The organism is Tardiphaga sp. 215_C5_N2_1, from assembly GCF_052076055.1.
GTDB lineage: Bacteria > Pseudomonadota > Alphaproteobacteria > Rhizobiales > Xanthobacteraceae > Tardiphaga > Tardiphaga robiniae.
The window spans coordinates 502,213-519,419 of the sequence record NZ_CP197240.1 but is presented as its reverse complement, the minus strand read 5'-3'; the positions used below and the strand labels follow the sequence as shown (position 1 = coordinate 519,419).

At 62.7% G+C, this 17,207-nt stretch carries 17 protein-coding genes; 7 read left to right on the top strand and 10 right to left on the bottom strand.

The window, feature by feature from the left end:
• The first annotated feature begins 229 nt into the window (after positions 1-229).
• From AB7828_RS02285 to AB7828_RS02265, 5 genes are all read left to right on the top strand, one after another.
• Positions 230-481, top strand: a complete 252-nt coding sequence (locus AB7828_RS02285; RefSeq protein ID WP_441229292.1) for a hypothetical protein — start codon at positions 230-232, stop codon at positions 479-481.
• Between the two features lie 143 nt (positions 482-624).
• Positions 625-900, top strand: coding sequence for a hypothetical protein (locus AB7828_RS02280; protein ID WP_439058055.1), 276 nt, complete (start codon positions 625-627; stop codon positions 898-900).
• A gap of 221 nt (positions 901-1,121) precedes the next feature.
• Positions 1,122-2,399: an outer membrane beta-barrel protein gene (locus tag AB7828_RS02275; protein WP_441229291.1), complete on the top strand. Its 1,278-nt coding sequence runs from the start codon at positions 1,122-1,124 to the stop codon at positions 2,397-2,399.
• A gap of 11 nt (positions 2,400-2,410) precedes the next feature.
• On the top strand, positions 2,411-2,722 hold the full coding sequence (locus tag AB7828_RS02270) for a hypothetical protein (RefSeq protein ID WP_441229290.1): 312 nt from the start codon (positions 2,411-2,413) through the stop codon (positions 2,720-2,722).
• 860 nt (positions 2,723-3,582) lie between these two features.
• Positions 3,583-4,314: a sulfite exporter TauE/SafE family protein gene (locus tag AB7828_RS02265; RefSeq protein ID WP_089267091.1), complete on the top strand. Its 732-nt coding sequence runs from the start codon at positions 3,583-3,585 to the stop codon at positions 4,312-4,314.
• 42 nt (positions 4,315-4,356) lie between these two features.
• Here AB7828_RS02265 and AB7828_RS02260 read toward each other — a convergent pair whose 3' ends face one another.
• From AB7828_RS02260 to ccmI, 4 genes are read right to left on the bottom strand one after another with little or no spacing between them, the layout of a single operon-like run.
• Positions 4,357-4,854 (bottom strand): cytochrome c-type biogenesis protein, encoded by a 498-nt coding sequence (locus AB7828_RS02260; protein WP_441229289.1) that lies wholly within the window; start codon positions 4,852-4,854, stop codon positions 4,357-4,359.
• A gap of 4 nt (positions 4,855-4,858) precedes the next feature.
• Positions 4,859-6,841: a heme lyase CcmF/NrfE family subunit gene (locus AB7828_RS02255; RefSeq protein WP_441229288.1), complete on the bottom strand. Its 1,983-nt coding sequence runs from the start codon at positions 6,839-6,841 to the stop codon at positions 4,859-4,861.
• Complete coding sequence (gene ccmE / locus AB7828_RS02250) at positions 6,838-7,347, bottom strand: cytochrome c maturation protein CcmE (protein WP_089267088.1); 510 nt, start codon at positions 7,345-7,347, stop codon at positions 6,838-6,840. Before ccmE ends, AB7828_RS02255 begins: the two co-directional genes overlap by 4 nt.
• A gap of 6 nt (positions 7,348-7,353) precedes the next feature.
• Positions 7,354-8,472: a c-type cytochrome biogenesis protein CcmI gene (gene ccmI / locus AB7828_RS02245; protein WP_441229287.1), complete on the bottom strand. Its 1,119-nt coding sequence runs from the start codon at positions 8,470-8,472 to the stop codon at positions 7,354-7,356.
• Between the two features lie 374 nt (positions 8,473-8,846).
• On the opposite strand from ccmI, the gene AB7828_RS02240 reads away from it, so the two are divergent.
• A complete protein-coding gene (locus AB7828_RS02240; protein WP_184515565.1) occupies positions 8,847-9,464 on the top strand; it encodes a glutathione S-transferase family protein in 618 nt (205 codons plus the stop codon).
• 55 nt (positions 9,465-9,519) lie between these two features.
• On the top strand, positions 9,520-11,595 hold the full coding sequence (locus AB7828_RS02235; protein WP_441229286.1) for a 2Fe-2S iron-sulfur cluster-binding protein: 2,076 nt from the start codon (positions 9,520-9,522) through the stop codon (positions 11,593-11,595).
• A 54-nt stretch (positions 11,596-11,649) separates the two neighbouring features.
• Here the strand turns inward: AB7828_RS02235 and AB7828_RS02230 are convergent, their stop codons facing one another.
• The 6 genes from AB7828_RS02230 to AB7828_RS02205 form a co-directional block, all read right to left on the bottom strand.
• A complete protein-coding gene (locus tag AB7828_RS02230; protein WP_441229285.1) occupies positions 11,650-13,029 on the bottom strand; it encodes a hypothetical protein in 1,380 nt (459 codons plus the stop codon).
• A gap of 99 nt (positions 13,030-13,128) precedes the next feature.
• Positions 13,129-13,599, bottom strand: a complete 471-nt coding sequence (locus AB7828_RS02225) for an RT0821/Lpp0805 family surface protein (RefSeq protein WP_184515561.1) — start codon at positions 13,597-13,599, stop codon at positions 13,129-13,131.
• Between the two features lie 98 nt (positions 13,600-13,697).
• The gene (locus tag AB7828_RS02220; RefSeq protein ID WP_441229284.1) at positions 13,698-15,074 is read right to left on the bottom strand and encodes a sensor histidine kinase; all 1,377 of its coding nucleotides are present in this window, start codon (positions 15,072-15,074) and stop codon (positions 13,698-13,700) included.
• A gap of 22 nt (positions 15,075-15,096) precedes the next feature.
• Positions 15,097-15,762 (bottom strand): response regulator transcription factor, encoded by a 666-nt coding sequence (locus tag AB7828_RS02215; protein ID WP_089267078.1) that lies wholly within the window; start codon positions 15,760-15,762, stop codon positions 15,097-15,099.
• 76 nt (positions 15,763-15,838) lie between these two features.
• On the bottom strand, positions 15,839-16,426 hold the full coding sequence (locus AB7828_RS02210) for a 3TM-type holin (protein ID WP_441229283.1): 588 nt from the start codon (positions 16,424-16,426) through the stop codon (positions 15,839-15,841).
• 2 nt (positions 16,427-16,428) lie between these two features.
• On the bottom strand, positions 16,429-17,205 hold the full coding sequence (locus AB7828_RS02205; RefSeq protein WP_441229282.1) for a glycoside hydrolase family 19 protein: 777 nt from the start codon (positions 17,203-17,205) through the stop codon (positions 16,429-16,431).
• Positions 17,206-17,207 lie beyond the last annotated feature (2 nt).

Sequence of the window (17,207 nt, the reverse complement as noted above, 5' to 3'; positions counted from 1 at the left end):
GGGCACGCTAGAACAGCGGCAGATTCTGAATTCGGCAGTTGAGAGCAGAAGTGTGCCATCAACGGAGCTATCAAGACGAGCAGCTTCGCTTCGGGAAGTCTCGCACGACGACGGCGGCCTTCGAGGATGAGTTCTCCAACGTGACGCGCAGCTACGCAGGCGAAAGTGTCGCGCGGTACCAGTGGTGAGCAGGGAATGTCGAGTGAATCTCACACAGGAGATATCTGACATGTTCATGAAACAAATTGCCGTAGTTGGTGCCGTCTTGGTGTTGGGCGGCTACTTGGCGGCCTCAGATGGCGCGCTGGCCGAAGGTCAAGGCGGGCTTGGCCATCGCCCCTCGCAGACGGTCAAAAACGGCACCCCAAATCTCGCCGGTCCGCAGACCAAATCGCCCTCAAACTCCTTGTCCGGTTCGACGATCCGCAACGGTAGCAGCGCTTCTGGCCCCTATAAACCTGTCTTGGGATACAAGTGGTGAGCGGCATGCAGGCGAGCGCGTTCCTCTAGCTATTATGAGGCAACGGCGACGTTTTGATTCCAAAGTCGGTCGCATGAGTGGCGAAGTGCACGTCAATCGATTGACCGCGAGGATGAGTGGATGTCACACAGGAGATATCTAACATGTTCATGAAACAAATTGCCGTAGTTGGCTCTGTCTTGGCGTCGGGTGGCTACTTGGCCGCCTCAGACGACGCGCTCGCCCAAAGTCAGGGCGGGCTTGGCCAGCGACCGTCATACACGATGAAAAACGGCGCGCTAAATCTCTCGCAGACCAAACCGCCCTCAAACTACTTTTCCGGTTCGCCTTCCTCCGGCTCGACGATCCGCAACGGTAACAATACCAACTTCGGCCTCAACGGCCCCTATGTCGGTCTGAAGTATATCGGAAAACAATAACCGACCAAACCGCGGCTACGACCTGGTCGTTTCGGGGGCGCCTCCAGGCGGCCTTTTCTATACTAGCAAACAAAATACGGGCCGCCCTCGCCGCGGCTAGTCCGTAACCGGTGCATCATTCCTCCACAGACCAGCCCTGTTTGGGGGAACATTACTGACTTTGAAATTTGTCCGTAATGCTGTGAAATGCGTTCTGGAATTTTGGGCGGCGGGGGTATTTTATGCGACTATTAATTCCCGGTGCGGTCGTGGTTGCGTGCGGAGGTGCTCCAGGTCAGGCGCTTGCAGCCGATATGCCGATAAAGGCCGTTGTGCAGTCGATCGATCAGTTGTGGAACATCAGCTACAACAGCGAAGTCCGCTATTTCAGTTGGCGGAATACCCGAGGCTTTCCGACCAATGCTGCCCCCCTGAACGGCGTCGGTCAGGGAACGCAACTTTACGCGCCGATGTCACTGTCGTTGACAGGCAATCCCAACCCCAATTGGAAATTCGAATTCGTGCTGCGGGGGGGCTTTGTCTCTTCGTCGCAATCAACATCCGGCGAACGCGGCTCGGTCGATACGCCGGTCGATACGCAGCTCTCGGGCACCGCCACTTACAATGGCTTCACCGGCTTCCAGCCCTTCGTCGCAATGCTGATCAACGCCCCGACCGGAACCTCCGCGCTTTACGGTAACTCGCGCTTCGCGCGCATGGACGGCGATCTCGTCGACCAGGGCACCTATGGCGAAGGCTGGAATTTCGGACCGACTGCGGGCGTCAACATTCCGCTGTCGCAGGCGCTGATTTTGACCCTGTCGAGTGGCTATACCCAGCGCAACCCCTTCAACAAGGAAGCCCTCAACCCGATTACGGGCCTGACCACCGATACCATCAGTATCAAGAACGGCGACGAGGCAACGGTGACCGCCGCGCTTGGATATTCCAATGGGCCGCTCTCGCTGCAGGGCTCCGGGTCCTATTCCTGGGACGGCATCTCGCAATCCGGCCAGTTCGGCATGCTAGGCTACGACAAGTACAGGGTCGGGCCGCGCACGACGATTTCCGGCAGTGCATCTTATGCCTTTGATCAAAGGTGGTCGATCTACAGCGATGGTTTCTGGACCCATACCGACAAGAATGAGATTCTTGATCCTGGCGGGTTGGCCTTGATTCCAGAAGGGTTCAATTCCAACAGCAACTTGTATAGGGTCAATGCCGGATTGAACTACAGGTTTGCCAACGGCTTCACCGTCGGCCCCACCGCGGGCTATCTCTATCGCGACCACGATGGTTATGATGCTGCGACGTTCAGCTTCGTGCCGGCCAAGACCCGCTGGGCGGTGGGCGGAGTCGCCAACTACAATGTCACCAACAAGATCAACATCAATGGCAGGGTCGAGCGAGTCTGGATTCGGGAGAACGAGACTCCGGGACCACCGGCCTTCGCGCCGTTAGTGCCATTCATGTCAGGCGACGCCTGGGTCGTCGCCAGCGGCGCAACCGTGAATTTTTGAGAGAGGCCGACATGTCAAAACGTTTCAACACCGGCCTTCTCGTCACCGTCGCTTTTGGAGCGAGCGTCCTTACCGGTTCGATTGCCGCGGCCCGGTTCGCATGCGCCCCCGGACTGGAGAATGTGGCGGGCACCTGTGTGACTGCCGGCCTTGCCGGATCGATGCGATTACGCAGTGTCCTGATGAACCAATTGAAGATCGGCTATAACCTTCCGATACCGCCACAGTTGGAAAACACCTATCCAAAGAATTTTGACGTCAACCGATTTGAATTTAGCCAGCGCGGCAACTTCAGAACCCGCGCGTCTCCCCTTTCGCCCTAGTGTTCAGTCCCGAGGTGAAGTGGAGTAGATCGAGCCGAAATTGGTCTGGCTCATTTGCCCAAGCCGTACAGATGGCTTCATCGGCTGTGAGGCCGCGCAGGGTCTTCAGCCGCCTGGCGAAGTTGTAGCTGTTCAGGAAAGCGGCGAGCCGATGCTCGATGCCATGACCTCGACAGGTCCGGTCGAAGGGATGGCCGCGCCAACTGGCGGTTGGCCCGCCCCTCACCAGCGACATCCGACAGGCGGCTGATCCCGTGGCGCTAAGGAATAAATCAATGGCGGTTGCTAGAAGGATGTGTAGCCGCCCACGGATTGGCGATCACCCGGCCACGGTTGAGATCGCGTCTCCGCGCTGATCTCCAACGGCGGCGCCACCTGCGGCGGCGCAGGGCCTTTCGACATTAGCCTCCTTGCCGACGACGAAATACGACATCTGCCGTATCGCTCGCGCATGAACCCAGCGATATCGTTCACCCCAACTGGACGCGCTTGAACAGCAGCCGATCTTGAATTCGGCAGTTGGAAGCAGGAGCGCGCTTTCAAAGTGACAGTCGAATTTTCCGAACGCGTGCAAGAAGGAAATTGGATATGGCAGTTACCAAGAGCTCCCACGTCCGTCGACCAACGCCTCCTCCGTCTCCTCTCAAAGCGTGGGCAATCGCTGTCCTGGCTGGCTTCGGCATTTTGCACGTTGTCGGAGGATACATGCTGAACCACGTGTCGAGTATCCAACCTATCGAAACGGCAACAACGGCGATCCACGGCGACTAGATGGATTTGTTATTGTCACTTGAGTGAGTTCGGACGCCCCACGCTGTCCCGCTATTGAAGACGATCACCGTTCCAAAGGAAGCGATGCCATGTCAGATATAGCGGCTTATTTGACGCTAAGCGGGGCGGTTTTTGCGGGCGCGTTCGTTTCCGGCCTTTCCGGGTTTGCGTTCTCGGCGGTCGCCGGTGCTGTCCTGCTACACGTTTTTCCGCCTATGGAAGCTGTGCCATTGATGATGGCTTGCAGCATCACTGTACAAGCGGCCACTCTGTTTGCGCTACGCAAGAACATGCAATGGAAAACCAGCCTCGTTTTCATCGCGGGTGGACTGCTAGGCATTCCGATCGCGATCTATCTCCTGCAGAATGTGGGTACTGAAACCTTCAGACTGGGTTTTGGAGCTCTCGTATCCCTTTACGCGACATATGCCTTGTTCCGGCCAACGCCTGCCTGCTCGCGTCAGATGGAGAGCCAGAGCAGAAACGCGCTGGTGGGGTTTGGTGGGGGACTGGTCGGCGGATTGACGGCGATGCCCGGCGCACTTCCTGCGATCTGGTGCGACATCCATGGTCTCCCGAAAAATCAGCAGCGCGGTCTGGTTCAACCCTACATCGGGGTGATGCAGCTTTTCGCCCTTGCTCTCATGCTTTCGCACCACAGCCTTTCGTTAAAGGTCTTGATCAACTTTGGCATGTCTCTACCCGCCTTGGCTGCTGGAACGGCTTTAGGCATCGTCCTGTTCGGACGGGTCAACGAAGCAGCCTTCAAACGAATTATCCTGGGCTTGTTGCTGTTTTCGGGACTTTGCCTTGTGATCTAGATGCGAGCTCTCAATAGTCGGCTGCTGGCCGGGGGCGGCGAACTAAACCGGCTTGTCCTGCACCGTTTCCTTGGCAATCAGCCGCTCGATCCGCGCTTCTTCCTCGGCGGTGAGCTGCATCACGGCATCATCATCGCCTGCAGGCCTGCCCCGTCGCCGGTTGTGCCACCACAAGGCGAAGCCGCCGCCGATCAGCACCAGCGGCGTCAGCAGCCACAGCAGCAGCGTGTGCAGGTTGAGCCGCGGCTTCAGCAGCACGAATTCGCCATAGCGCGCCACAAGAAAATCCAGCACCTGCTTGTCGCTTTCGCCAGTGGCGATACGCTCGCGCACCAAGAGGCGCAGGTCGCGCGCCAGCGGTGCATCGGAATCGTCGATGGACTGGTTCTGACAGACCATGCAGCGCAGCTCCTTCGACAGGTTGCGCGCGCGGCCTTCCTGGGCCGGGTCCTTCATGATCTCGTCGGGCTGCACCGCATGCGCGAGCGGCGCAGCGAGCAGGAACATGACGGCGATGAGGCTTGCGACAATGCGTGTCACGCCATCACTCCGCCGGCTGCAGTGCGCGCGATGCCTTGGCCGGCTTCGGCGCGCCGACGCGTAGCCGCCGGTCGGACAGTGACAGCAGCCCGCCGAAAGCCATCAGCACCGGCCCCCACCAGATCATCAGCACCAGCGGCTTGTGATACATCCGCACGGCAACCGCGCCGCCGGCGGCCTCCTCACCGAGCGAGATATAGAGCTGGCTGGCGCCGCGCGAGAGCAGCGCGGCTTCCGTGGTCGAGGACTGCCGCGCGGTGAAGTTGCGCTTCGACGGCGTCATCTCGCCGATCTCGTCGCCGCCGCGCGTCACCCTGAAACGCGCGAGGCTCTCGCGGAAATTCGGCCCCTGCCGCTGCGTCACATCCTTGAGCGTGAGCTCATAGCCGGCAAGCTTCGCCACATCATTCGGCTGCATGGTGCCGATATATTCGGTATTCCAGGTGCTCTCGCAGACGATACCGATCAGCGCGACGCCGATGCCGGCATGAGCAAAGGCCGTGCCCCAGGCCGCGCGCGGCAATCCGCGCGCACGGCGGAACGCCACACCGAACGGTAAACGAAACAGCATGGTGCGTTCGGCGATATCGACGATCGATCCGGAAATAACGAACACGCCGAGCCCGATCGCGAGCGGTGCCAGCGCCGCACCGCCCGTCGTCCATGCCCAGACCAGTGCCACCGCCAGAAGCGCGGCGATTCCGGCAGCCATCAGCCGTTGCGTCACGCCTCTGAGATCGCCGCGCTTCCACGCCAGCAACGGCCCGAACGGCATCGCCAGCAGCAACGGCACGAACAGCGGCCCGAAAGTGAGATTGAAGAACGGCGCGCCGACAGAGATTTTCTCACCGGTCAGCATTTCCAGCGCCAGTGGATACAGCGTGCCGATGAACACCGTCGCGCAGGCCGTGGTGAGGAACAGGTTGTTCAGCACAAGCGCGCCCTCGCGCGAGATCGGCGCGAACAGTCCGCCCTGCTTCAGCGACGATGCACGCCACATATACAGCGTCAGGCTGCCGCCGATGAACACGCACAGGATCAGCAGGATGAACACGCCGCGCGTCGGGTCGGTCGCAAAGGCATGAACCGAGGTGAGGACGCCGGAGCGCACCAGGAATGTGCCGAGCAGCGACAGCGAGAAGGTCAGGATCGCGAGAAGGATGGTCCAGACCTTCAGCGCGTTGCGTTTCTCCATCACCACCGCGGAGTGCAGCAACGCGGTGCCGGACAGCCATGGCATCAGCGAGGCGTTCTCGACGGGATCCCAGAACCACCAGCCACCCCAGCCGAGTTCATAATAGGCCCAATAGGAGCCCATCGCGATGCCGAGCGTGAGGAATATCCATGCCACCAGCGTCCATGGCCGCACCCAGCGCGCCCAGGCGGCATCGATGCGGCCCTCGATCAGCGCGGCGACAGCAAAGGAGAATGCGATAGAGAAGCCGACATAGCCGAGATAGAGCATCGGCGGATGCACCGCGAGGCCGATATCCTGCAGCACCGGATTGAGATCGCGGCCCTCGAGCGGCGGCTGCGCCAGCCGCAGGAACGGATTCGAGGTCATCAGGATGAACAGATAGAACGCCGCGGCGATCCAGCCCTGCACCGCCAGCACATGCGCGCGCAGCGACAGCGGCAGATTATTGCCGAAGGCAGCGACGAGCCCGCCGAACAGTGCGAGGATCGACACCCACAGCAGCATCGAGCCTTCGTGGTTCCCCCACACGCCGGTGATCTTGTAGAGCAGCGGTTTTGCGGAATGCGAATTCTCGAACACGTTGGCGACCGAGAAATCCGACGTGACATAGAGCGTCGTCAGCGCGAGAAACGACAGCCCCGCAAACAGCAACTGCGCCAGTGCCGTGGAGCGCGCGACATTGATCAATGCCGGATCGCGCAGGCGCGCACCGATGATCGGCACCGTCGACTGGATCAACGCCAGCGCCAGCGCCAGCACCAATGCATAGTGTCCCGCTTCGGCAATCACTGCAAAACACTCTGTTTTGCAGGCGTCACCACAGGCTTGGCGGCGCCCTGCGACATCACCGGCTTGCCACCCTCGCCTTCCTGCCAGCGCCCCTGTTTCTTGAGTGCGTCAGCGACTTCCTTCGGCATGTAGTTCTCGTCATGCTTCGCCAGGACCGTATCGGCCTTGAACACGCCCGACGCATCCATCGCGCCTTCGGCGACAACGCCCTGCCCCTCGCGAAACAGATCCGGCAGGATGCCCTTGTAGTTCACCGGCAAGGTTGCGCCGCCATCGGAGACCTTGAAGCTCACGGCGAGATTATCCCCGCGCACCAGCGAGCCCTGCTCGACCATGCCGCCGAGGCGAAAGCGCTTGCCGACCGGGATCTGCTTTTCGGCAACCATCTGCGGCGTCGAGAAGAACACGATGGAATCGCGCAGCGCGTTCAGCACCAGCCCGGCCGCGATGGCGAGCACCACCAGCGCTCCACCTATCATCGTCAATCGTCGCTGCTTGCGCGTCATTGGAAGTCACCCATCCAGCCCGGAGTCTTTCAGGCCATCGTTCAGCTTGTGCAGCCGCTCGGCATCCGTGCCGACCGCCTCCCGTGCATCTGCCAGCGCGCTCTTTGCCTTGTCGCGCTCACCGAGCACCATATAGGCACGCACCAGCCGCAACCATCCCTCGACGTCGCTGCCATCCTGCTTGAGCCGCGTGGCGAGCCGGTCGACCATGCCATGGATCATCGCATTGCGGTCGCCTGCATTCATGCCCTGTACCGACGCGATCGTGTCTTCCGACAGTGCCGGCAGGTTCGGGCCTGACTTCGGAGCGCTGCCGCCGACACGCGCCAGGGCCGCCGTGACCACCGGACGCCACGGCGCATCCGCAGGTCCCTTTGCCAGCATGTCGCGCCAGATCGCCGCCGCGTCGCTGCCACGCCCGTCCTGCTCAGCCGCGAGGCCCAGGAAGTAGCGTGCCTTCACCTCGCCGGCATCGAGCGCGACAGCGCGTTCGAATTCGGTCTTGGCATCCGCGGTGATGACACCATTGGCGGCCATCGCCATGGCCTCGCCGAGATCGGCGCGCCGCGCGGCCGTATCGCCGGCATAGGTGATCGCATTGCGGAACGCGCGCACCGCATCGTCGGTACGGCCGATCTTCGCCAGCACAGGCGCCAGCACGGTCCAGCCGCGGCCGTCGGTCGGGTTTTTCTCGAGATGCTGCTCGACCTGTGCGACGAGATTGTCCAGTGGCTGGGTGGGACTGGGCGACTGGTTGCGCGCGGCGAGCGGAAAGTCCGGCATGGCAGGCGAACCGAGCGGCAGATAGAAGCCGACGGCCAGCAGCGGCAGGCCGATCAGCGCCACCAGCGCCACCGCGCGGCGAAAGCCGGGACTGCTGCCCACGGACGCCGCGCCCTCGGCATCGACGGCCGCCAGCAGACGACGGCTGATCTCGACACGCGCCGCCTCCGCCTCCGTCGGCCCGATCAGGCCGGCGGCGGTATCGCGGGAGATTTCAGCGAGCTGATCGCGGTAGACAGTGGCCTCGGTGCCCCCGGCATCGGAGCGGGTCCGGCCAAGCGGCCACAACACGGCGAAAGTCGCTGCGGCGGTCATCAAGGCGAACACAAACCATAAGGCCATCAATGGGTTCCGGCGTAGTCTTGAGTCGATCTAAACGACGTCTTTGCCGGGTTACACCATGGCCGCCGACGCCGCGCAATTGACTTTTATGCCATCGCGACGTCCAGCCGCTTGTTCTGGATCAAGGATTGCGGCGGCTGCGAGCCCGCTTTCCGAGTAATGCCCCCTCCGCGACGTGGATGCCCTCCGGTAAGACCCATCGACGCGATTGATGAAACCGCTATCGGGCCTGTCGCGCGCCGACAAAGGCCGCGGTTATTTCATCCGGCGCAATGATGAAGTGCGCAGAGCGTGCATTCCCGCGCGCCGGATCATGAAGCAACTTGCATTCGCTGAACGGGAATGGACCCGACCACGAATTCAGGATCACAATCATGAAGCTCTATCACCATCCACTGTCCGGCCACTCTCATCGCGCGCATCTGTTCGCTTCGCTCCTTGGCCTGCCCCACGAACTCATCGAGGTTGACCTGAAGTCGGGCGCGCACAAGACGCCGGATTTCCTTGCGCTCAATCCGTTCGGTCAGGTGCCGGTCCTCGATGACAGTGGCACCATTGTCTCCGACTCGAACGCGATACTCGTTTATCTCGCCAAGACATCCGGCCGAACCGAGTGGCTGCCCGATGACGCGAAGGGAAGCGCGGCCATCCAGCGCTGGCTGTCTGTCGCTGCCGGCCAACTGGCCTATGGTCCTGCCGCTGCACGGCTGATCACCGTTTTCGGCAGGAACTTCAATCCAGAGGAAGTCATCGAGCGCGCGCACGCCTTGTTGGCACTGGTCGAAGCGCATCTCGCCGATCGCGACTGGCTTGTCGGCAATGGTCCGACCATCGCGGATGTGGCGCTCTACAGCTACATCGCAAGCGCGCCGGAAGGAAATGTCGATCTGTCCGGCTATCCCAAGGTGACCGCCTTCTTGCGCCGCATCGAAGCGCTGCCCGGCTTCGTGCCTTTCGCCAAGACACCCGTCGGCCTCGCCGCTGCGGCTTAACTGCGTGTCGGGCGTATCCAGGCATACGCCCGACACCGCCAACGAGAGCGGACCGATGACCGATACTATGTCGCTATCAAAACTGGACATCTGGCACGCCGGCGAGAAGGCGATCCAGGAAAAGGTCGGCGTTTCGGCTCACATGGATGAGCTCGGCAGGCGTATCGTGCGCGACTACATGCCGACGCAACACCGGGATTTCTACGCCCAGATTCCCTTCATAGCGCTCGGCAGCGTCGACGGCGCAGGTGACGCATGGGCCACATTTGTCACCGGCAAGCCCGGCTTCATCTCATCGCCAACAGCGCAATCGCTCGATATCGATGTCGTCAGGGAGCCAAGCGATCCCGCCAGCGAAGGGATGCACGAGGGCGATGCAATCGGCCTGCTCGGCATTGAACTTCACACGCGCCGGCGAAATCGGGTCAACGGCATCATCGGACCATCGGACCACAACGCGATCCATTTCGACGTCGATCAAAGCTTCGGCAACTGTCCGCGCTATATCCAGCTCCGCGACTATGAATTTGCCCGCGACCCACGCGATCAGTTTACGGGCGATATCGAAGAGAAAGCCGAAATCGACGCAACGGCACGCCGCATGATCGAAGCCGCCGACATGTTCTTTGTCGCGTCCTATGTCGAGCGAGAATCCCGTCGACAGGTCGACGTCTCGAGCCGCGGCGGCAATCCCGGTTTCGTTCGCATTGCCGACGACGGCACGCTGACAATCCCGGATTTCGCGGGCAATCTGTTCTTTGCCACGCTGGGCAACATCCTCATCAACGGCAACGCCGGACTCTTGTTTGTCGATTTCGAGACCGGCGACGTGCTGCAAATGACCGGCGACGCCCGGGTCATCCTGGACTCCCCGGAGATCGCCGCCTTTCAGGGCGCCGAGCGCCTCTGGCAATTCAAGGCGCGGCGTGTCGTTCTTCGACTCGGTGCTCTGTCCCTGCGCTGGGCGTTCCGGCCGGACGGATGGGCTCCGAGCACGCTCATGACAGGCAGTTGGGAGCAGGCAGCCGGTCGTCTGCGGGCTGCAGAACTTGCGACCAAATGGCGGCCGTTCAAGGTCATCAACATCGTCGATGAGAGCGCAACGGTCCGGTCGTTCCATCTGGAGCCGACTGACGGCGCCGGCCTCCTCCCTCATCGTGCCGGGCAGTATCTCCCGATCAGACTACCCATTGACGGAGCGGAGAAGACCGCCATCCGAACCTATACGCTGTCGGTCGCGCCTTCGGATCACGTCTACCGCATCAGCGTCAAACGCGACGGACTCGTGTCGCAGCGGCTGCACGACGGCGTCAATATTGGCGACGTGATCGAAGCAAGGGCGCCCGCCGGTGAATTCACGATCGACGCCACTCAGGCGCGGCCAGCGGTGCTGCTGGCGGGCGGCATCGGAATCACGCCGATGCTCGCGATGCTGCGGCATGTGATTTACGAGGGGCTGCGGACGCTCAAGATTCGACCCACCGTGCTTTTTCAGGCAGCCCGTTCGAAGAACGAGCGCCCCTTCGGCAACGAATTGGATGAACTTGCGGCGTCCGCTGGAGACGCAGTCCGGGTCATCCGAGTTCTCGGCGACATCACGGATGCCGAAGAAGGTCCCGACTACGACGCTGCGGGGCGTATCGACATGGCCCTGCTGTCACGGTTCATGCCGGTTGGCGACTACGATTACTATCTCTGCGGCCCTTCCGGATTCATGCAGTCGATCTATGACGGTCTTCGTGCACTGAACATCGCCGACAACCGTATCCACGCCGAAGCATTCGGCCCCGCGTCACTGGTACGAACCGTCGACAGCCCGGCGACAGCGCCGGCGCGCCAGCCATCGTCGTCGACATCGGTGCATGTGGTGTTCACAGAGTCATTGAAGGAAGCGCGCTGGACGCCCGAATCCGGCACGCTGCTCGACCTCGCCGAATCCCGAGGCCTGAGCCCCGATTTCAGTTGTCGGGAAGGACATTGCGGCACCTGCCGAACGAAGCTTCTGGCGGGAGCGGTGACCTACGTCAAAGAGCCAGCCGCTGCGGTGACCGACGATGACGTGCTGATCTGCTGCGCCGTCCCGGCCGCACATGACGGCAGCGAAACCAATCGCATTCAATTGGCGCTCTGATCTCGGGATCAGGCGATGCGGATGTCACATCGCCGACGAGCCATTTCGCATCGCCTAGCCGGCCCGCTTCGGCTTGCGCTCGACCACGACCATGGCCTGTTCGGCGGCGCGGCTCATCAGCGAGGCATATTCCTGGCCGAACAACACCTGGCAGAAGCGGATCGCGGCCTTGGCCTGCATCTGCCGGTAGCTGCGGACGCGGGCATCGCCGGCGCGCAGCGACTGCACCAGCGACTCCGTGGACTTCTCGACATATTGCTGCAGGTCGGAATAGGTCCGCAGCGTCACCTCGTTGATGGCGAGTTCGCTGGCATAGGTCCGGCACACCGCGACGAAATTGATCAGCGCCACGGTCTCCTCGACCTCGGCGAAATCGATCGTCGCCGTCGCGGCAATATCCTTGTCAGGGCGCTGGCGCAGCAGACGTCGCACCCTGCCCGGCACGCTCTCGATCTCCGACTGCAGCGTCGAGGAAATCTCCACCCGGATCGACGCCATCTGGCGGCCCCAAGTGGAATCGTTGCGCATGTCGAGTTCGGTGCGCAGGCCGCGCACGCCGTCATGGGCGATCTTGAGATGTTCGGGGGCGCTGTCGAACTTGCCGCGCCTGATATCGGAGCGCAGTTCGGCCGCGACGCGATTGAGATCGGACAGCGCCATGGTCACGGCGACACCATAGGGCGTGGCGGCCACGCGGATTTCATCGTCCGAGGCCGCGATCTTCACCGCCAGACGAATGATCTGCCATGGCGCCGCCAGCCGCTGCATCACCAGCGACAGTGCGAAAGGCAGCACCTGCGGCGTGGTCAGCGTCGGCACGTTCAGTGCGCTGTTCACCGAGGCGATCTGGCTATCGCCGAAGCTGCGCAGCACGCTCGGCAGCTTGCCCGCAAAGCCGTCGAGTTGCTCGCGCGCCTTCAGCACCGCGCCGATGGACGGCAGGTCTTCGACGGCATGGGTCGGCCCGATGCGGGCCGCGCCGCGATTGCCCGATGTGGCAGCGGTAATGGCGGCTGCTGCCGCCTGCTGGAATTTCTTGACCGCACGTTCGATGTCCGATGCGCCCGGCTCAGGCGACGCAGAGACGGCCGCCTCGAACTCGCGCACGGCGTCCGCGGCGTCGCGCTCCAGCCACTGCCAGATCGGCAGCAGCGAGGCGCGCCGGATCTGTCCGGGCCGGACATTGCCCACACCTTCGACAAGGAACGGCTCGAGCGATTTGAAAACCAGCCGGGTGGGATCCTCGACGCGCGGGCGCACTGCATTCTCGTGGCCGCGAACCACGCCGCGCAGCAGGTCGAGCACGAAATTGGCGACCACGACGTCTTCGCCGCGCTCGATCGCGCGCTCATATTCGCGCATCAGCAGCATCTGCGACTGCTCGGGCAGTTGCGCCAAATACTCCCGCAAGCGATCGATCGAGGTTTTGTTCATGCAGCCTAGGAATCCGTGCTTTCCGGTCGATCTACAACCGAAAATCGCCACCGATTTTTGTAGCAGGCGCCCCGTTAAGAAGGCGTTGAGGAACCGGGATCAGGCCGCCGCCCAGGTACCTTCAGGGCTGCGACAGGCGGTGCCGCGGGCGGTCTTGAGGTCACCATTGACGGTGACGGTGTGGGAAAAGCCGCGGCATTCCCGGCCTTTCTGGTTATAGGCCGGGCCAGCAACAATGTTGCCATAGCGTCCCGACGTGGCGTTGCGCCAGGGCACCGGAGCGCCGGGTGCACCGCGGTCGAGGGCGGCGATCTGGGCCTCGTAGGCCAGCCGGCGGTCCTCGTCGTTGAGCTGGGCGCCGAGTTTGGCGCCGATCAGCCCGCCAAAGGCGGCATTGGTCACCGCGACTGCTGCGTTTTCCTCGGACAGGCCCACGGCCGACTTGGTGCTGCTATAGGCCCGGGCGATCGTATCGGTGCCGAGGCCCAGCCCGCCGTCCGACGTCGTCACGTCGCAACCACCCAGCGTCAGCGCGACGGCGGCAACACAGAAGGCGTTGAACTTGACCATGGACCGCAGACCCCGAACGCAAACCGGAACACAGGAAACGTCAAAGACGTTACGAACGGGATAATTCGGGCGACAACGGGGCGCAAGAAGGCCGGAACTCAGACACCCGGCAACACCAGCTCCGCTCGCAGCCCGCCGATCGGCGCCTTGCCGAGCGTCAGGCTACCGCCATAGAGCGCGGCCAGATCCACCACGATGGACAGACCCAGACCGGACCCCGGCTTGGTCTCGTCGAGCCGCTGGCCGCGGCGCGCGACCTGGGCGCGCTCGGTATCGGACAGCCCGCGCCCGTCGTCATCGACGATGATCCGCAGCTTCGACGCCGGATCGGCACCGCCGGTGCGCTCGACCTGCACGCCGATGGTGACATGGGAGTCCGCCCATTTGCAGGCGTTGTCGACGAGGTTACCGACCATCTCCTCGATGTCCTGTTTTTCGCCACGGAATTTCGCCGCGGCATCGGCCTCAAGGTCGATGGTGATGCCGCGGTCCCGGTGAATCTTCTGCATCGTCCGGCACAGCGCCTCCAGCGCCGGCGCGACATCGGTGACGGTGCCGACGATGGTGACGCGCGCCGCGATCCGCGCACGCTCCAGATGATGCGTCACCTGATCGCGCATCACATCGGCCTGCTCCAGCACCTTGCTCGCAAAGGGGTCGATGCCACGGCTGTTCGCCTCGTTGACGATCACCGACAGCGGCGTCTTGATGGCATGGGCGAGATTGCCGACGTGCGTGCGTGCGCGCTCGACGATGGCGCGGTTAGCATCGAGCAGCGCGTTCATCTCGCCCGCCAGAGGTGAGATCTCGACAGGGAATGTGCCCTCCAGCCGCTCGGCACGGCCGGACCGGATATCGGCAATGGCATCCGACATGCGCTTCAGCGGCGCGAGGCCGAAGCGGACCTGGAAGATCGTGGTGAGCACGAGCACGATCGAGAGGGCAGCGAATGTGCCGCCAAGATAATAGTCGAAGGTGCGGGTTTCCTCGAAAATCTCGGTGGCGTCGCCGGCAACGCTGATGCGGAATTTGCCGTCGGCGCCGAGATCGACGGGACGCTCCACCATGCGCAGGCGCTGGTCTTCTGGCCCGTCCACATAGCCCTGGCGGATGCCCGACGCCGTGAGTTCGACGCCCTGGTCTTCGAGCTTGGGCAGCTTCTTGTCCCACAGCGAGCGCGAGGCCCGCATCTCGGTCTTCGCGCCTTCGGTGGGTGCGATTTCCCAGTACCAGCCCGACAGCGGCAGTTCGAACAACGGCTCGCCAAGCGATGGCGTATCGTGATCGGGCGCGTCCGGCGGATTGGCGACTTCGGCCACCAGGGTGCGGAGATAGAGATTGAGGCGGCGATCGAAGGCGCGCTCGGTGGCGCTGCGATAGACCGAGGACAGGACGATGCCGGTGATCAAGAGGATTACCACCACCCAGGCCGTCGCCGACAGAAACAGCCGCGTTGCGAGCGAGCTGTTGCGCATCAGCGCATGATCCCGGAGATGATCACGGCTGCGGCGGCGTGAGCAGATAGCCGAGGCCGCGCACGGTCTGGATGATATCGACGTCGAGCTTCTTGCGGATACGGCCGACGAACACCTCGATGGTATTACTGTCGCGATCGAAATCCTGATCGTAGAGATGCTCGACCAGTTCGGTGCGCGAGATCACGCGGCCGGTATGGTGCATCAGATAGGACAGCAGCCGGTATTCGTGTGATGTCATCTTGATCGGATTGCCGGAAACGCTGACGCGGCCGGTGCGGGTATCCAGCGATACGGGTCCGCAAGTGAGTTCGGACTGGGCGTGGCCGGTGGAGCGGCGCAATAGCGCGCGGATGCGGGCCAGCACCTCTTCGAGGTGGAACGGTTTAGCGACGTAATCGTCGGCGCCGGCATCGAAGCCCTGGACCTTATCGCTCCAGCGATCGCGCGCCGTCAGGATCAGTACCGGCATGATGCGGTTGTTGCGGCGCCAGGCTTCCAGCACCGAAATGCCGTCCATCTTCGGCAGGCCGATATCGAGCACCACGGCGTCGTAGGGCTCGCTGTCGCCGAGGAAGTGCCCCTCCTCGCCATCGAAGGCGCGATCGACGACATAGCCGGCATCGGTCAGCGCCGTGGTGAGCTGACGGTTGAGATCGGGATCATCTTCGACAACAAGCAGGCGCAAATGACTTCTCCGCGTTCACAATCCGAATTGATGCCCGGACGCGTGAACACTCCATGAATGGCGACGGCCGCCAACCTTACTTTTTCTTCACACCGTCTTTGACCAGAACCGCCTTGACCAGCTTCTCGACCATGCCGGGCGAATCCTGCCCGGTGAGCGCGCTGACCTTTTCGCGGGTGCGGCCGCTGATATAGACGCCTAGCACGCCGAAACGGAACCCCCAATAGGTCACCAGCAGCGCCGTGGCATTGACCAGCGCGTTGATGGTTTGGATATCCCCGGTCCAGAATTCATGCATCAGCACACACCACAGCGCGGCGCATTCTACCGTCAATTCCAGCGCATAGGCCGGCCGCCACCAGCGCTGCAGCGGATCGTCGCTGACGATCTCGGCCCGGATCGTCGCCTGGGTCTCTGATATCGCCGCGCGCTGGGTCTCCGCCTCGGCGCGGATCATGTCAGCCCAATGCGCCTCGGCTTCAGCCAGCCTGGTCGGATCGACCGCGGGGAGCGCCGCCTGCACCGCCGCCGGCGTCAGTGTCACCGAACCCACCGCCTTGGCGAGGATCTCGCCGGCCACACCGCCGAGCGGGCCGCCCAGGGCCGTCCCCAGCATCGGCGCGCCCAGCGCAATCACCTGTTTGGCAAGGTCACCCCAGTCCATGGTCATGTCCTCCGGAAGGCCGCGACAACCGCGGCAATGAAAGCGGAAAGATTGGTGGGCTTATTGGTGGGTTTGGCTGCCGGCAGTTCGGGCGCCAGCGGCGGCGATGCGATCACGGGCGGTAGCCCCACGGACGGCGCGGTCGCCAGCGATACATCGCGCAGCGCAGCCTTCCATTTCGCCAGCCACGCCTTGCGCTCGGCGAGACCCACGGCGCCGCCATTGAGCCGCCTTGTGACGCCGACGACGTCATCCGCTTTCGCAAACGGCAGGCAGCCGCAATTGATGAAATCTGACACGGCGCAAGTGAGGAAGTACCGCGGATCGATCAGGTAGTCGGGATGGCTGACCACATCGATGCCCGTGGCCTTCCTGACCCGCACATAGCCTTCGCGGCCCGTGGTCTGCGATCCGCCGCGCCCACGGAAATTCCAGCCGTCGTCGGAGCCGACGGCATTGCCCATGCGGCCGTTATAGACCTTGTTGGCGAGCGCCCGCGGATTGCCGGCATAAGGTGCGGCACTCGCCATGGTCGGAAAGCGCGACGGCCAGACCTGCATCATCCGCCCGGCGCTGTAGTTCAGATTTTCGACGACGTCGCGCCCTGCTCCGCATTCGTGCGAGATCTGCGCCATCACATGCGTGGCGAGCAACGGCGTGGTGATGCCGTAGCGCGCAAACACGGCCTCGGACGATTGCACCATACCCGACAGCAATCCGGGCACGCGGCTGTCGCCCTGCGGCCAGAGACGCCGCAAGGTTGTTTCATCGAGCTTCATGA

What these genes read in the sequence shown, in the direction of transcription:
- ccmE (WP_089267088.1), bottom strand. Translation starts at nt 7,347, where the DNA reads ATGACGCGCAAGCAGCGACGATTGACGATGATAGGTGGAGCGCTGGTG.
- AB7828_RS02230 (WP_441229285.1), bottom strand. Translation starts at nt 13,029, where the DNA reads ATGAACAAAACCTCGATCGATCGCTTGCGGGAGTATTTGGCGCAACTG.
- AB7828_RS02265 (WP_089267091.1), top strand. Translation starts at nt 3,583, where the DNA reads ATGTCAGATATAGCGGCTTATTTGACGCTAAGCGGGGCGGTTTTTGCG.
- AB7828_RS02210 (WP_441229283.1), bottom strand. Translation starts at nt 16,426, where the DNA reads ATGGACTGGGGTGACCTTGCCAAACAGGTGATTGCGCTGGGCGCGCCG.
- AB7828_RS02275 (WP_441229291.1), top strand. Translation starts at nt 1,122, where the DNA reads ATGCGACTATTAATTCCCGGTGCGGTCGTGGTTGCGTGCGGAGGTGCT.
- AB7828_RS02225 (WP_184515561.1), bottom strand. Translation starts at nt 13,599, where the DNA reads ATGGTCAAGTTCAACGCCTTCTGTGTTGCCGCCGTCGCGCTGACGCTG.
- AB7828_RS02220 (WP_441229284.1), bottom strand. Translation starts at nt 15,074, where the DNA reads ATGCGCAACAGCTCGCTCGCAACGCGGCTGTTTCTGTCGGCGACGGCC.
- AB7828_RS02240 (WP_184515565.1), top strand. Translation starts at nt 8,847, where the DNA reads ATGAAGCTCTATCACCATCCACTGTCCGGCCACTCTCATCGCGCGCAT.
- AB7828_RS02235 (WP_441229286.1), top strand. Translation starts at nt 9,520, where the DNA reads ATGACCGATACTATGTCGCTATCAAAACTGGACATCTGGCACGCCGGC.
- AB7828_RS02205 (WP_441229282.1), bottom strand. Translation starts at nt 17,205, where the DNA reads ATGAAGCTCGATGAAACAACCTTGCGGCGTCTCTGGCCGCAGGGCGAC.
- AB7828_RS02280 (WP_439058055.1), top strand. Translation starts at nt 625, where the DNA reads ATGTTCATGAAACAAATTGCCGTAGTTGGCTCTGTCTTGGCGTCGGGT.
- AB7828_RS02270 (WP_441229290.1), top strand. Translation starts at nt 2,411, where the DNA reads ATGTCAAAACGTTTCAACACCGGCCTTCTCGTCACCGTCGCTTTTGGA.
- AB7828_RS02285 (WP_441229292.1), top strand. Translation starts at nt 230, where the DNA reads ATGTTCATGAAACAAATTGCCGTAGTTGGTGCCGTCTTGGTGTTGGGC.
- ccmI (WP_441229287.1), bottom strand. Translation starts at nt 8,472, where the DNA reads ATGGCCTTATGGTTTGTGTTCGCCTTGATGACCGCCGCAGCGACTTTC.